The organism is Salinivibrio sharmensis (assembly GCF_001995985.1).
GTDB lineage: Bacteria > Pseudomonadota > Gammaproteobacteria > Enterobacterales > Vibrionaceae > Salinivibrio > Salinivibrio sharmensis.
This window is the reverse complement of record NZ_MUFC01000010.1, coordinates 15741-30727: the sequence shown is the minus strand read 5'-3', so window position 1 is coordinate 30727 and position 14987 is coordinate 15741. Positions and strand designations below refer to the sequence as shown.

Genomic DNA, 14987 nt, shown 5'->3' with positions numbered 1-14987 from the left:
ATGGATCAAGCGACAAAACAACAACGCCTACAAAACCGCCTTGGCCCTGAAATCAAAGCCTTTCGTGCTAACTGTCGGACTTTGCAGCTCGCAACCGTCGATGCCCAAGGAAAACCCAACGTGAGTTATGCGCCATTTGCACAGCTAGAGGACGGTTTTTATATTTTAATCAGTGAAATTGCTCGTCATGCGCGGAACTTACAACAAAATCCTCAGGTTTCGTTGATGATGATCGAAGATGAAAGCGGGGCAAAACAAATTTATGCGCGCCAGCGCCTTAGTTTCGATGCCAATGCGGAATTAGTGATGCGTGACACCACGGCGTGGCAAATGGGGATTTCGGCGCTGACCCACCGCTTTGGCGATATTATCGACAGCTTAAGCGGGTTAGCTGACTTCCATTTATTCCGTCTAAAGCCGGAAAACGGTTTGTATGTTAAAGGGTTTGGTCAGGCTTTTCAGGTTGGCAGTGATGACTTTGTCGACATGGTACACCTTGATCAGGGCCATCGAAAACTTGGCGACAGCCAGGATATTCTCTCGATCGATGAGATAGCGGTTAACGACTAATCAAGTTCTCATATGCGAACGGCAATGTGTGTGCATTGCCGCTCTTGCGTCGCTTCAATCGGGTTTTACTTGGTAACAACCCAGTGATGAATATGATAAAGTTGCCGGCATCATAGAGTGTAGAACTTGATTAGCATGAATTATCTCCCGTTGTCTGAATATAAAAGGAAGTGGATCTTCACCCACCAGTCTTTACCTATTCCTGAACAGGATCTGGCTGATATTAAACCCATGACAGAAGCACGTGCGGCGCAGCTATGGCAAGAATTTATCAGCAAAGATAGCCCAACACCGGATCATTTTGGTAAGCAAGATTGGCCGACCCAGCAAAGTGTTTGGACCCAGCGACTGGTTTGGCAACAAGCTTGGGATGATGACGGTGACCTTCCTGATGAGTTTCTTGCTAATTTCCCTTGGGAAGACAATATTACGGTCTACTTTTGCTACGACAAACACAATATCGTCGAAACCCAATGGGGCGTATTTAAACGGTATTGGAAAAACTTTCTATTCTACGACGATAAGCCTATTCTACTGGGACGCCGGCGCAAGGAAGTGGCTATGTTTGAGCAATCAGGGGAAGTGGTGATTGGCAAGCGTGACTGATCTCAAGTTATCAGCGGCGATGCCGTTAAGAGTGAGAGCAACTGCTATTGTGGCAGCAGGCGTGGTGATGGCGCGATAACTCTGTATAGGTAGCCTTAGAGAGAAGAGTGGTATTTGGTGCTGAGCGTAGGAAAAGCGATGATTAGGATAATGGCTGCGGTGTGCTTGTCGATGTTACTGGTCGGCTGTTCACTGCCAAAAACGTCGGATTTGTGGCGCAATTATAGCACCATTGGCCTCAACGAAGCATTACGTGGTGCGCAACAAGATCTTGTCCATTGCCGCTATGACAAAACACTTGATACGGCGCAGCGCTACACCGTGATTGGTACGGCGCGAGAGAAAACACGTGCGTTTGAGCTGATGGGTATTGTATACAGCGAACAAGAAAACAATGCTGAGTTTGAACACACACTGCAGCGGTTTTTATTTTCAGAGCCGGGCCGGCCGATGACGGCATCTCAGGTGCAGATGCAGTGGCGCCAAGCCCAAATTGATATTGAACATCAACGCGAAGCCGTATTGAGCCAAACCCATTGCTTGCAATCGACAGATTCACCCAAAACAGGACCGCTAAAATAGCGCGAATGTGACATTGAATCGTTGTTAACCAGATTAAAAAGGCAGTCATCGCGCGATGACTGCCTTTTTATTACTCGAGACGCCCTGGCTAAGCTTTGAGAATACTGTCAGCTAGGGTCATCAGACGTGGGTAGGCAAACTCACTTTCTTTGGCGATTTCACCTTGTTCCGCTAGCACTTCTTGCAAAATATCAACGGTGGTGAGCGGATTGGCCAGCACGACACGGAAAACCGTAGTGGTGCGACGTTGCCATTGCTCAGGCGTGAGACGTGTACGGGAGACAAAGGTTTTGCCCGACTCGCGCTGGCGCTTTTGAATGAACTTGGTTAAGTCATTAAGCAAATCATGTATCAACTCAATTTGCTCCTCACTTGCCACAGCCAGCGCGGCTTGTACTTTTGCGGGTACAAAGCGATAGGTGAGTAGACACAACTCGGGTACCGATATGAGCTCAAAATCTGGATCTGTAGTTATCATGTCAGCAAATGTCGCCGCTTTATCAATACTTTGATCGATCAATAACTCATAACCGCGGCGAGAGATAATGTTCATACAAGCAAACACCAACATTGCCATACCACTGCGAGAGCCCTCGAGAGTGTGACTCCCCAGATCTTTTGCTCCTTTACGCAGAATGTATTCCGCGTGGTGCTCGATTGATGCCACGAGCGACGGATCTTTAAATAGCACCATACCGGCCCCCATGGGGACATAAAGCTGTTTGTGCGCATCAATCGTGACAGAATCGGCACGTTCAATCCCAGCCAGTTTGTGGCGCTGATTATTTGACATTAAGGTTGCGCCGCCCCACGCAGCGTCAACGTGAAAGTGAATGCTTTCACGCTCGGCAATATCAGCCAGTGCATTGAGTGGGTCAATGCTGCCCGTCTCTGTGGTGCCCGCGACACCCACGATGGCTACCGGTTTGATGTTGTCCCGGTTAAGTGCTGCTATTGTGTCTTCTAGCGCATCAATGCAAATACGGTTTTGGCTATCGGCGGGGATAGAGATAAGTTGATCGCGGCCAATGCCGAGTACATCAGCCGCCTTACCCAATGAATAGTGACCACGCTCTGAGACCAAGATAGCGAGGTCGCGATAGCCGTAGTGGCGCATCGCACCGAATAGTCCGGCTTTGTTGATCCCAGGAAAATCACCATCAGGTTTTAAGACGTTGTTCCTCGCCACCCATAGCGCGGTGATATTGGCCACTGTGCCACCGGAGCAGAAAGCACCGAGTGAATGGTTGGCACTGTGCATCCAGCTTTGATAGAAGGCTTCATCTTGCTGATAAATCAGGTTGTGCAACATGCCAAGCACTTGCCGCTCAAGCGGTGTAAAGGCTTTAGACGTTTCAATTTTGACCGTATTTTGGTTGAGGCCAATCATGATTTTGGACAGTGGCATCAAAAAGTACGGTAGCGCTGAGGTCATATGACCGATAAATCGCGGTGAAGCGGTGTGAACCGACTGAGCGACCAGTTTATCAAGCAAAAACTGCGTGTGGTCAGACACGAAAGTAGGATCTTCAGGAATAGCCGGATCGCTAAAATCGCTCTCAATGTCGGCAAGTGAGCGCTCGGTAGCGGTAATGTGATTTTGTAAAAACCGATTAAGATTCTGAGAGATCTCTTGCTCAATTTGACTGAGTGTTGAGTCTGGGGCTTCGGGGACAGTGAAAATCCGGTGCAAGGTTTCCGGTGTGGCGTCCGCGGCTTTATTGTGTGTTGCCATGACGTTCTTCTTATATCTGCTTGGCTGTCCAAATAGTGACCACATCATACACATCGAGGATGGGTCACGAACACTGACTGAAAACAGGCCACAACATAGCAAAAAAAAGCGTGTGCATCAGGCTTTTTTTACGGAGTAATGACAGCTGCAACAGTGCGGATGCGACGTTGCCGGTTAGAGGAGCCAGCGTTTACTGGCTCGAGCGTGGGACGTGATTATTGGCATTGGCGTCTGTTGATGCTACTCATTTGGTCGTTATATCGATTAAGCGCCTTATCAATTTCTTTAGGGTGACTGAGAAGGTCGGCCAGCGCACTGCGAAGGGCGTAGTTCCCTTCCATCGCTTCGCCTTGGCGGAAGTTAAACACTTTCTCAGCTAGCGCAGAGGGGGGCAACGAGCTTTGCGCGAGTGTTTTGACGTCTTCTTGGCCGAGTTTTAACCAAGATTCCACCGGCGCTTCTAAGTTGAGCTTGGCACTGTCATTTTCTAAATAATAATCAAATGCCTTTGCATTAAGATTAAAGTGATTTTTACGGCCTTGCAAAAACCATTGTGCGACCTCATCGAGCGATGCGTCTTTTTTCACCGTCATATCGACCAACGCTTGGTACCAATTGATCGATGCATCCACATAATCATGATACTTGGCTGAATAGCAGTCTGCGTTTTTGACAGGCGCAGCGTTTGACATTATCGGCAACAGTGCCGCGACCAGTGCAAGGGCATAGCGTTTCATAACATTATCCTAATCGTTATCGTGTTTGCGCTTTATGATTATACGCACCAACCATGTGCGGGGCGCAAACGCTGAGGTTTGGGCATCTTTGTGAATGATAAAACGCAGATATTGTAGAACGAGCCAGCGACAAAGTTAAATAACACATTGATATAAAAAGCCCTGTAGCAGAAAAGCTGTGACACCACACTCAGTTAGCGCGTTGACATAGCTTGCTATTTCGACAATACCGACAGCCAGTGATGGGTAAACTCGGCAAAACCAAACCCTCCCGGTGCATCTGTGATCCAAGTTGGTATGGTTGCTAACGCTGGAAGGTGGGTCGAGATATTCGCGACGCCGACGCTCAGAGGAAAGTAGGCAAACATGTCACTGTCGTTTGGTGAATCGCCAATAAACGCTGCGCGTTGCTGAGCCTGCCCAGCGGTGACGTTGTAACGATCTAACCATTCTCTTGCAGCGTGTCGCTTACTATGATTACCTAACCAAGCATTAATGTGAATAGAGCTGGCTGTTGCATTGACGCCCTGTCCATGAAGCTCGTCGAGCAATGCATTGATCTCATCTACGGATGCGCGTGGTGTATGTTGGCCAATATCAATCGCCACTTCACAGAGACGATAAGGCTGATCCGCAGCAAGTGCGCGAGCTGGATAGCGCTCAAGTAAGCGGTTTACCCAGTCGAGTAGCGCTGCTTGCTGTTGATGGGCATCTTGATTGATTTCCGTGAAGCGCTGACCGTTTTCTTGCCATAGGAGCACGCCACCGTTTTCGCTTATCACGGTATCGACAGGCCATGCGTTAATCATATGATCGCCCCAGCCAGCGCACGCGCCAGTAACAGGAACAACGTGAATACCAGCGTCACGGAGTTCGGCCATCGCTTTCAGTGTTTGCCAAGGGAGCTCACCTTTCCATGTCAAGGTGTCATCGACGTCGGTAAATAGCCATTGCACGTTACGCCAGCGTATGGCGTGATCATGCATTGATGATATGGGCAAACACTGATTCGGCATAGGTGTCGCGATCCTCGTTAATTAAATAGCCGCTACATGGCGATGATTCATTTGACGCAGAGTAAGCGTCAGCCGTTTTCCCTGTTGATGGTCGAACACGTGGAGGTTGTCAGGGGCAATCGCCAGGGGTAGGTTATCTCCTTCTACGACCTTACTGTGCCCCTCTAAACGCAGTGTGATGATGCTATCAGTATCGCTTATATGGCCATAGACCAGCAAATCAGCTCCCAAAGACTCGGTCAAGGTAACCGACAGTGTGAAACAGGCCTGGTCGGCAGGCACGACTTTCAAATGCTCGGGCCGTAAACCCACTGAGACGGGCTGTGAGGAGACGCCTTGGCAAGCTGCTAACACATGTTTACCGATAGACAAGGTTTCCTTATCGATATGCCCCTCGACGATATTCATGGCCGGTGACCCTATAAACGTGGCCACAAACAAACTCGCCGGTGCATCGTAAACCTCTAATGGTGTGCCAATTTGTTCAACGTTACCACCATTTAATACCACGAGGCGATCCGCGAGGGTCATCGCTTCAACTTGGTCGTGAGTGACATACACGGCAGTGGTATTCAGCTTCCTCTGCAAACTTTTGATTTCTAATCGCATCTGCACACGCAGCTTGGCATCAAGGTTGGATAGTGGCTCATCGAAGAGAAAAACCTTGGGGCGACGCACAATGGCGCGGCCCATGGCCACGCGTTGCCGCTGTCCGCCGGACAATTGATTGGGCCGTCTGTCGAGTAGGTGGTCGAGCTCCAACATGGTCGCGACCTCTTTGACCAGTTGCTGGATGGTATTTTTTGGCGTTCCACGGTTACGCAAGCCATAGGCCATATTGTCAAACACACTCATATGAGGGTAGAGCGCGTAGTTTTGAAAAACCATGGCAATATCGCGCTCACCTGGCTCAAGATCGTTGACCTTTTTATCGTCTATTACCAAATTGCCATCAGAAATGGTTTCCAGGCCTGCAATCATCCGCAGCAAGGTCGATTTGCCGCAGCCACTGGGACCAACCAATACAATCATTTCGCCTTCTTTCACGGCTAAGTCGACCCCGTGAATGGCCTTAAACCCATTAGGATAGGTCTTTTCAATCTGATCGAGGGTTACCGTTGCCATTTACTTCTCCGTTTCCACTAAGCCTTTAACAAATAATTTTTGCATGCCGAGCACCACCAAAACCGGTGGGAGCATTGCCATAAGGGTTGTTGCCATTACACGGTTCCATTGCACCTCACCATCACCCACGGAGAGCATGCGCTGAATGCTCATCACAATGGTGTAGTACTCATCATCGGTGGTGATCAAAATCGGCCAAAGGTACTGGTTCCAACCGTATATAAAGGTGATCACAAACAGCGCGGCGATATTGGTGCGCGAGAGGGGCAGCAGAATGTCCTTGAAAAACTTGAACGGGCCCGCGCCATCAATCCGTGCCGCTTCAAGCATTTCACCTGGGACCGTCATAAAAAACTGACGGAACAAAAAGGTCGCGGTAGCGCTGGCGATGAGTGGAATGGTCAACCCCGACATCGAATTGAGCATATTGAGATCAGCAATGACCTGAAAAGTTGGCATGATGCGCACCTCGACCGGCAACATCAACGTCATGAAGATCACCCAAAATGCCAACATTCGACCAGGAAAGCGAAAGTACACCACGGCATAAGCTGAAAGAATGGAAATCGCGAGCTTGCCAATAGCGATGCCCATCGCCATCAAAAATGAGTTCCATAGCATGCCAGCCACAGAAATATTTAGCTCACGGGAGGTGCCCTCGGTTAAAACCTCCGCGAACACAGATAAACCTTTGTCACCAAACCATAATGGGGTGACACCACTAACAAAGGCGCTGCTGTCGTGGGTAGCGGCGGTGAGCGCTAACCACACGGGGAGGGCGACCGAGGCCACCCCTACAATCAACACCAAATGCGAGAACACAGTAAGCCAAGGGCGACGTTCAACCATTAGTAAGCCACCTTCTTTTCAACATATTTAAACTGAATCACGGTTAATGCACCCACGAGGATCATCAACACCACGGATTGCGCGGCGGATGAGCCCATATTGAGGCCGACAAAGCCGTCTGCATACACTTTATACACCAGCGTCGTGGTGGATTGCCCGGGCCCACCTTGTGTCATGGCATGAATCACCCCAAAGGTTTCGAAAAAGGCGTACACCAAGTTCACGACCAATAGGAAAAAAGAGGTCGGAGAGAGCAATGGGAAAATGATGGTAAAAAAGCGTTTTACCGGGCCTGCGCCGTCGATGGCTGCCGCTTCCACCAATGAGCGTGGGATGGATTGCAGCCCGGCGAGGAAGAAGAGGAAGTTGTAGCTAATCTGCTTCCATGTGGCGGCAATGATCACCATGGTCATGGCATCGCCAGAATGGATAAACGGATTCCAGTCTAAACCCATGGCTTTTAGCGCATGGGCCAATACACCGACAGTGGGATTGAACATGAATAACCACAGCACCCCTGCGACAGCGGGAGCGACCGCGTAGGGCCATACCAATAGCGTTTTATAGCCAGCCGCCCCTTTAATGACTCGATCGGCCATCACCGCCAGCACAAGCGCCGATAGCAGTGCGATGCCTGCAACAGAAAAACTAAAGAACAAGGTGGTCAAAAAAGAGCGATAATAGCTGGCGTCTCCCAGCAACTCAGTGAAGTTTTCGCCACCGACAAACTCGGTACTGAGACCGAATGGATCTTCCAACAAGGTGGATTGCCATACTGCCTGCGCCGCTGGCCAGATAAAAAAGATAAACGTGATCAGCAATTGAGGCGCGAGTAGTAAAATGGGAAACGCACAATGATTAAATGTGGGTTTATTGGACATAGGCTTTCTCAAAAAGTGGAGCGGCAGTTTATACCGCTCCGTCATACAACAAGGTTTTTTATGTAAGGAATTAACTGTTTATTGATTAGCTTTCGCAAACTTTGAAAGCAAGCCATTAGCGCGCTCAACGGCTTCATCCAGCGCTTCTTGAGCCGATTGATCGCCGGACCATACAGTCTCAAGCTCTTCGTTAATCACGTCACGGATTTGCACGAAGTTACCTAAGCGGATCCCTTTCGAAGCAGGCGTTGGTTCGACCTCGGTCATCTGCTTAATCGCGATGTCCGTGCCTGGGTTTTTGGCATAAAAGCCTTGCTTCTTGCTTAGCTCATAGGCGTCGTGGGTAATGGGTAAGTAACCGGTGAACTGGTGCCAGTCGGCTTGGATTTCAGGTTGAGACAAGAAGGAGAAGAACTGGGCGACGCCTTTATACTCTTCTGACTCGTGGCCTTGTAGAACCCAAAGCGTTGCGCCACCGATGATGGTATTTCTTGGCTGCTCAACGGCTTTGTCCCAGTAAGGGAGTTTCGCCACACCAAACTCGAAATCTTTCACGCTTTCACGCACACCGGCATAAGACGCTGACGAGTTCATATACATGGCACATTCACCACTGTAGAACAGCGGAGCACTGTCAGAGCGGCGACCGCCATATTCAAAAATGCCAGCCTGTTGCCAATCCGCCATTTTGGCAATGTGATCCACAAACGGAGACTGGTTAATCAGCATTTTGTTATCGACACTGCTAAAGCCATTGTCATTGGTGGCAATGGGGGCATTGTGGCGAGCGCCGAGGTTTTCAATTTGTACCCAAGATTGCCAACCAGTCGTGAAGCCGCACTGAGCACCATTGGCAAGCAGTTTCTCAGATACTTGCTCAACCTCTTCCCAGGTTTTGGGAGGATTAACGCCAGCTTTAGCAAATAGGTCTTTGTTGTAATACAGCACGGGCGTTGAGCTATTAAACGGCATCGACAGCATATTGCCATCTTCATCCGAATAATAACCCGTGACAGAAGAGAGGTAGTCAGATTGGTCAAACGGGACGTTGGCATTTTCCATCAGCTCATAGACAGGGTACACCGCTCCTTTTGCTGACATCATGGTCGCGGTGCCGACTTCAAACACCTGGACGATATGAGGCTGCTTGTTGGCGCGGAATGCCGATACGGCGCCTGTCATGGTTTCGGTGTAGTTACCCTTGTAGACGGGTTTGACGGAATAGTCATCCTGACTGGCATTGAACTTCTCGGCAATTTCATTCACTTTTTCGCCAAGATTTCCGCCCATTGCGTGCCACCATTCGATTTCGGTTGTCGCGTTGGCAGAAAAAGAGGCCAGCAACAGGGCCGAAGAGAGCGCGGTTAAGCGTTGGGTTTTCATGCGTCACTCCTTTTGAGGATTGGGTAATGTTCATTCGGCAACTTAATGAACAAAAATGAACATAATATGAACCCAAACGAAAAGGGAGATGACAATTGTATGACTTTTGACCGCTGTCTCATACTGTGTGAAAAAAATGTTAAATAGAGCGTGTTTTGATGATGAAAATGCCGTAACCGCAACCACTTATTCGTAAAAACACTGTCATAGTTACGCGAGACAATGCGGTGAACGCTGTCCTACAATACCCGAATGACCGATTGAAATGAGACTGTTCAAATGAAAATCGCACCACAACAATTATGCGGACATCGAGGTGTCGCCGCTCATGCACCAGAGAATACGTTAGCGTCTATTTCAAAGGTGCGAGAGATGGGATTAAGCTGGGTGGAGGTCGATGTGCAATTGACCCAAGACGGGGTGCCCGTGGTGTTTCATGACCACACTTTGTCACGTTGCACGAATGGGACAGGGGCGCTAAAAGATACCGCCTTGGCAGACTTGCAGCAGCTTGATGCAGGCGGACATTTTTCACCCGTGTTTGGGTATGAAAGGGTACCCACGCTCGCGGCCGTTTTAGCCCAAGCGCACCGTGATGCACTTCATATCAACCTTGAGATAAAAACCTACCCGGATAGCGATATTCCTGCCTTATGCCGCGCGATATTTGCTTGCTTGTCGGCAAGCCCTATCAGCACCGAGAAGGTATTAGTCTCGTCTTTTTCTCTTGAAGCACTCGCGATTGTTCGTGATGAAATGCCTGAGTTAGCGCGGGCGATTTTATGGGAAACGATCCCTGACAATTGGCATGAGTTTCGGGACTTAGCGACGTTTAGTATTCACTGCAACTATCGCCACCTCACGCAAGACAAAGCGAAATCCGTGAAAGAATCAGGTTTAGCATTGAAGTGTTATACCCCTAATGAGCCAGCTGAAGTTGACACGTTATGGGCTTGGGGCGTAGATATGATGATCACCGACGATCCGGGCAAATACTTAACACACCCGTGCTAACACGGGGTTAAACGACTCGGTCGATGAGCGGTCGAGCACTTTCTGACAGCAAGGAGCATACGTGCCACAAGAGGCAGAGTTAAATTGGCGTCAGCGCGAAATATTAGCGCAATTAGCAAAAACAGAGCACCTAGAAACGGATGATTTAGCCACGCAGTTTTCGGTTACGACGCAGACGGTTCGTCGTGATATTAATCAGCTTTGTGCGCTGGGCTTAGCTCGACGTCACCATGGTGGCATTAATATGCCCTCTGCGCATGTCAATAGCGATTACCAGCGCCGTTTGCAACGGCACAGTGGTGTGAAAACGGCGATTGCACGGGCCGTGGCCGAGCACATTCCTGAGGGGGCGACAGTGATGCTTGGGATAGGGACCACGGTTTCTGCGATTGCTGAGCAGCTATTAACAAGACGCAACCTTCGCGTAATCACCAATAACGTCCAGATCGCGCACATTTTGGGGGCGAACCCTGACCTTGATATTTGGCTGGCAGGGGGGAAGTTGCGCGCCAATGACCAAGACATGGTTGGCCACTCAGTGCTTCAGTTCCTATCTCGTTTCCAACCGGATATCGCCATTATCGGCTGTGCGGCGGTCAATGAAGAGGGATGGGTGTGTGAGTTTTCACCCGATGAAGCAGATGTCAGTGACACCATGCTTAGCGCGGCGAGTGCGCGTTGGTTGGTGGCAGATGGATCAAAGTGGCAGCGCAGCGCACCGGTGAAAGTGACAACCTTAAGTCAGTTCGATTATGTGTTCACTAACGATGTACTGAGCAACTATTCGACGCTGCCGCCAGATATCGCTTTTATTCCTTGTGACTAGCGCTATCCCAGCCCTACGCAAGCGCCAATTACCGGTTGAGAAGGGCTGGCTATACCTGTGTGGCGATAAACCATAGCGGGGATCACGCTTGTGCGGATAAAATCGCGCGATAAAGCGCCTCGGTGGCTTCACGCGGGGTTTGCTTAGGGTTATAGAAAAACTCATTAATCACGTCGAACACCGCACTTTGTACATAGCGGGTAGTGGATAACCCGTGCGACATGCTAGGACTTAAGGTGCCATTCTCTTGCGCATAAATAAACGCGTCACGTGATTGCTGTGCGCAACGGTCTCCCTTGGGGAGGGGCACATCAAACCGGATAGGTAACGAGCCTTTGTAACGATTAAAGTCACGCTGAAATTGTGGTGTGAGTAGGTACGAGGCTATGTCTGTTTGGCTTTGTCGTTCACTTTGGCTATTGGGCTTGAAAAACACAAAACTGTCGACATTGTAACTAAAGGCATTTTTCGTCCCAGGGAAGGCGACACAGGTAAAGGCTTTGCCTTCTTGCTGATTGGCGGCGAAAAACTCGCCTTTCGCCCAGTCACCCATCACTTGCATCCCCGCTTGGTTATCGATGAGTAGACGAGTGGTGTCGCTCCAGTTGCGCCCTTGACCTGAATCATCCACGTATTGGCGCATCCTCGCCAGCAGGGTAAAGGCTTTGACCACATCGTCACTCAGCAGTGCTTTGCGATCAAAGTCTAAGAAGGCACGTTGATAATCTTGTGGGCCCAATACTGATAGCGCCAAACTGTCGAAAAGTGTCGCGACTTGCCATGGCTCGCCGCCTAAGGCAAGAGGCGTATAGCCTGCCTGTTGCAGCTTGTCGGCGGCAGCAAAAAAGCTCGCAAAGTCGGTCGGGATGTCGGCATTGGCCGCTTCAAAGGCGCGTAAGTTGACCCACAGCCAATTCACGCGGTGAATATTGATGGGTGCCGCTACATAGCTGCCTTGATATTGCATCACATCACGCAATGGGGCAGGAATTTTCTCTTCCCAGTGTTCCGCTTCCGCAATGTCATCAAGATTACGTAAAAAGCCTAAACGGGCCCATTCGGTGATCTCTGGCCCTTTAATTTGTGCTGCAAGGGGCGGGTTGCCACTGATGGCGCGGATCCTCAGGGTGTTCATTGCGCTTATCCCGGCGCGGCCACCTACGGCGAAGTCTTGCCACTGGTGACCTTGTTGCTCAATCCCTTTACGCAGCACAGAAGCGGCTTTGGCTTCGCCTGCAGAGGTCCACCAGTGCAGCACTTCAACATCGCTGGCGGGGGAGGCTACGCTGTAGGCAGCAAGCACGATGCCAATCAGCCACTGAGACAAGCTTTTGTGTGTCATCCTCATTATTCTTCCACCCGTGGGAAACTGATATCAACTTGCAGGCCACCTTCACTGCGATTGCTTAGCACCATGTCTCCGCCATGTGCGTGGATGATATCGCGTGCAATGCCCAATCCGAGCCCTGAACCGTCGTTGTCATCGTGTAAGCGTACGTAAGGGTCAAACACCGAGTCGAGCTCTTGTTCAGGAATGCCTGGTCCTTCGTCTATCAGGGTAATATCTAACGTGTGTTTTGCGTCCATCACGTAAATCGTCACTTTACCGCCGTATTTCACCCCGTTATCAATTAAATTGGATAAACAGCGTTTAAAGGCAAGTGGTTTACAGGTAAAGGGCGGCACAGCGTCGCTTTCAATGCTCACTCGGATACGGTTTTGATTGTGTGGCTCGACAATCATCGCTAAGAAATCAATCACATCGATAGCGGCCATGTTCTCATGGATATCGGTATCCCTGACGGTTTGTACGGCACCTTTAACCATCATCTCCAGATCATCTAAATCTTTGTTGAGCTTTGCAGCTTGTACCTCATCATCGATTAACTCTGCACGTAAGCGCAGGCGTGTGATCGGCGTTTTTAAATCATGTGACATGGAGCGAAATAAGGTCTCACGTTCACGCAGGTGACGCTGCAATCGGCGCTGCATACGATTAAATGCCCGCGTCACAATCGCGATTTCCGCCGCCCCTTCTTCTTTTAATGGCGGTTGCTCAATATCGGTGCTGAATAGGTTGGCCGCTTTAGCCAAACGCTTTAAGGGGCGAGCTTGCTGGCGAATCAAGGTATAAGTAAAAAACAGTAATAGCGCGGTGATCACCACGATGAAGACCACTTGATCAGCGGTAATCAAGGTATCGTCGAGCGTGACATAGGGAGCGGGCAATAACGCGGCGATATAGATCCACTCATCTTGTTTCAGCTCCATTTGTACCACCAGAATTGGCGGGTTTAAGGGCTCTAAGCTTAAGGTATGGTGCGCCCAAGACTTAGGTAAGTCTTGTAAGAGGATATCGTTATTGAGTACGCGCAAGGTTTCGGGGCGAGAAAAATCGACATCAATGGCATTAAGCGAAGGAAGCTGCTCATGCAAGATTTGCGATACCGTGCTGGTTGCCACCTTTTTTGCCTGAGTGTCTTCGATGGGCGTGATTTGGATTTTTTCTTTATTAAAGGAGACAAAGAAACGTGTCCCACCCATGTTACGCAACTGGTTAAGTGCAACATGACGGTAAGCGACTGGCAAAGATTGGAAAAAGGTGGTGGTTGAGGCAAACATGTTAGCCAAGCTCGCAGAGGCCGACTCTAGCCCCGCAAGCTGGGTACGTTTTGATTGGGTATACCAAATTGAGGTGGCAATGCCCTGCGCCAATACCACGGACAACAAGGTGAGCAGCAAGGTGCGTGATAGCAAAGATCGAGGGATCAGTTTTTCCAACCAGTCATGATTCATATTGGATCTCAGCCACAAACATGTAGCCCGCGCCGCGCACGGTTTTAATCAAATTCGCTTTACCCGTATCACGCAGACGTTGGCGCAAACGGCTAACCTGTACATCAATGCCACGCTCCTGCGCTTGCGCATCGCGGCCTCGCGTCGCTTGGCTAATCGCATTACGATCGAGAAGCTGATGTGGGTGATCGATAAATAGCATGAGTAGCGCGTAATCCGATGCGGATAACTCAATTTCCATCCCAGTGACCACGTGATGAAGTTGTTGCGTGGCGGGTTCAAGACGCCACTGGCCAAAACGAATCGCCTTGGGGCGCGATAGGGTGGTTTCTTGCAATTGTTGAGTACGGCGTAGTAATGCGCGAATACGAGCGATAAGCTGCCGTGGGCTAAATGGTTTGGCGATATAATCATCGGCGCCGAGCTCGAGCCCAACAATTTGGTCGGTTTCGTCTGATACAGCAGTGAGCATAATGATCGGCACGCTTGAATCTTTTCGGATACTTTTGCACAGCGTGAAGCCATCATCCCCTGGCAGCATCACGTCGAGCAGGATCAGATCCGGATATTGGACAGCCAGCTTAGTTTGCATCTCATGACCGTTTTGCGCGGCCATCACTTCGTAACCGGCTTTGGTGAGATAAGCTTGGAGAAGCTCACGAATTTCGACATCGTCGTCGACCACTAAGATGCGTTTGGCTGAAGCCATATCGCCATTGTCCTCGTTGCTAAAGTCAGTCCCTCCATTATCGGTGCTTTATCGTTGAGATGCTACAAACAAAGGCGCACTTTGTGTAATTAATCAGCGACTTGTTGATAACCGTTATGGTGATGATGTTATAGCAGACATCCAGGAGGAGGAAAGGT

The 14987-nt window shown here is 49.8% G+C and carries 15 protein-coding genes; 5 read left to right on the top strand and 10 right to left on the bottom strand.

Annotated elements, in window-relative coordinates; all coding sequences use genetic code 11:
- The 3 genes from hutZ to BZG74_RS10505 all read left to right on the top strand — a co-directional run bounded on the left by hutZ (nt 1) and on the right by BZG74_RS10505 (nt 1758).
- Nucleotides 1–570: a heme utilization protein HutZ gene (hutZ, locus tag BZG74_RS10515; protein ID WP_077772556.1), complete on the top strand. Its 570-nt coding sequence runs from the start codon at nt 1–3 to the stop codon at nt 568–570.
- Between the two features lie 135 nt (nt 571–705).
- On the top strand, nt 706–1176 hold the full coding sequence (locus tag BZG74_RS10510; RefSeq protein ID WP_077772555.1) for a DUF2947 domain-containing protein: 471 nt from the start codon (nt 706–708) through the stop codon (nt 1174–1176).
- 138 nt (nt 1177–1314) lie between these two features.
- The gene (locus tag BZG74_RS10505) at nt 1315–1758 is read left to right on the top strand and encodes a hypothetical protein (RefSeq protein ID WP_131825634.1); all 444 of its coding nucleotides are present in this window, start codon (nt 1315–1317) and stop codon (nt 1756–1758) included.
- A gap of 88 nt (nt 1759–1846) precedes the next feature.
- Here BZG74_RS10505 and panP read toward each other — a convergent pair whose 3' ends face one another.
- The 7 genes from panP to ugpB all read right to left on the bottom strand — a co-directional run bounded on the left by panP (nt 1847) and on the right by ugpB (nt 9484).
- On the bottom strand, nt 1847–3493 hold the full coding sequence (gene panP, locus BZG74_RS10500; protein ID WP_077772553.1) for a pyridoxal-dependent aspartate 1-decarboxylase PanP: 1647 nt from the start codon (nt 3491–3493) through the stop codon (nt 1847–1849).
- A 215-nt stretch (nt 3494–3708) separates the two neighbouring features.
- Entirely contained in the window at nt 3709–4230 is a 522-nt protein-coding gene (locus tag BZG74_RS10495; RefSeq protein WP_077772552.1) for a hypothetical protein, read from the bottom strand.
- A 215-nt stretch (nt 4231–4445) separates the two neighbouring features.
- Entirely contained in the window at nt 4446–5246 is an 801-nt protein-coding gene (locus BZG74_RS10490) for an HAD family hydrolase (protein WP_077772551.1), read from the bottom strand.
- 21 nt (nt 5247–5267) lie between these two features.
- Nucleotides 5268–6371, bottom strand: coding sequence for a sn-glycerol-3-phosphate ABC transporter ATP-binding protein UgpC (ugpC, locus tag BZG74_RS10485; protein ID WP_077772550.1), 1104 nt, complete (start codon nt 6369–6371; stop codon nt 5268–5270).
- A complete protein-coding gene (gene ugpE, locus BZG74_RS10480) occupies nt 6372–7220 on the bottom strand; it encodes a sn-glycerol-3-phosphate ABC transporter permease UgpE (protein ID WP_077772549.1) in 849 nt (282 codons plus the stop codon). It lies immediately after the preceding gene.
- Nucleotides 7220–8101: a sn-glycerol-3-phosphate ABC transporter permease UgpA gene (gene ugpA / locus BZG74_RS10475; RefSeq protein WP_069361279.1), complete on the bottom strand. Its 882-nt coding sequence runs from the start codon at nt 8099–8101 to the stop codon at nt 7220–7222. Before ugpA ends, ugpE begins: the two co-directional genes overlap by 1 nt.
- Before the next feature lie 78 nt (nt 8102–8179).
- Nucleotides 8180–9484 (bottom strand): sn-glycerol-3-phosphate ABC transporter substrate-binding protein UgpB, encoded by a 1305-nt coding sequence (gene ugpB / locus BZG74_RS10470; RefSeq protein ID WP_077648803.1) that lies wholly within the window; start codon nt 9482–9484, stop codon nt 8180–8182.
- 279 nt (nt 9485–9763) lie between these two features.
- Between ugpB and BZG74_RS10465 the strand changes: the two genes are divergently transcribed.
- Entirely contained in the window at nt 9764–10498 is a 735-nt protein-coding gene (locus BZG74_RS10465) for a glycerophosphodiester phosphodiesterase family protein (RefSeq protein WP_077772548.1), read from the top strand.
- Nucleotides 10499–10559: 61 nt separating this feature from the next.
- Nucleotides 10560–11324 carry a DeoR/GlpR family DNA-binding transcription regulator gene (locus BZG74_RS10460; RefSeq protein WP_069361276.1) on the top strand — a complete coding sequence of 255 codons (765 nt, stop codon included), beginning with the start codon at nt 10560–10562 and terminating at the stop codon, nt 11322–11324.
- 82 nt (nt 11325–11406) lie between these two features.
- Here BZG74_RS10460 and BZG74_RS10455 read toward each other — a convergent pair whose 3' ends face one another.
- The 3 genes from BZG74_RS10455 to BZG74_RS10445 are packed head-to-tail and all read right to left on the bottom strand — an operon-like array spanning nt 11407 to nt 14829.
- A complete protein-coding gene (locus BZG74_RS10455; protein ID WP_077772547.1) occupies nt 11407–12666 on the bottom strand; it encodes an ABC transporter substrate-binding protein in 1260 nt (419 codons plus the stop codon).
- A gap of 5 nt (nt 12667–12671) precedes the next feature.
- On the bottom strand, nt 12672–14120 hold the full coding sequence (locus BZG74_RS10450; RefSeq protein ID WP_077772546.1) for an ATP-binding protein: 1449 nt from the start codon (nt 14118–14120) through the stop codon (nt 12672–12674).
- Nucleotides 14110–14829 (bottom strand): response regulator, encoded by a 720-nt coding sequence (locus tag BZG74_RS10445; protein WP_077772545.1) that lies wholly within the window; start codon nt 14827–14829, stop codon nt 14110–14112. The genes BZG74_RS10450 and BZG74_RS10445 overlap by 11 nt, the downstream gene beginning before the upstream one ends.
- Nucleotides 14830–14987 lie beyond the last annotated feature (158 nt).